The organism is Massilia genomosp. 1 (assembly GCF_011682185.1).
Lineage (GTDB): Bacteria > Pseudomonadota > Gammaproteobacteria > Burkholderiales > Burkholderiaceae_D > Telluria_A > Telluria_A rubra.
In genome coordinates, this window is record NZ_WHJF01000495.1 from 1 (window position 1) to 310 (window position 310).

Here is a 310-nt window from a genome sequence, read left to right on the forward strand (position 1 = left end):
GAACGCCGCCGGCCTGCGGCTCGACTTCGCCTGCTTCGGCCTGGGCACCGACGGCAAGCTGCTCGATGAGTCGTACATGACCTTCTTCAACCAGCCGCGCACGCCCTGCGGTGGCGCCGAACTGATCGACATCCCCGGCGACCTGCTCGGTTTCCGCATCGATACCCGCCTGCTGCCCGCCAACATCGACCAACTGGCGATCACCGCCAGCGTCGACGGCGACGGCACCATGTCCCAGCTCTCCAGCGGCTACCTGCGCCTGCTCGCCGGCACCGAAGAAAATGCGCGCTTCGCCTTTTCCGGCGCCGAT

General features: G+C 67.4%; 1 protein-coding gene. It reads left to right on the forward strand.

Translation table 11 applies throughout. The features are described 5' to 3' along the window. On the forward strand, positions 1-310 hold a 310-nt coding region (locus tag F1735_RS34645), incomplete at both ends, for a TerD family protein (protein ID WP_167241586.1).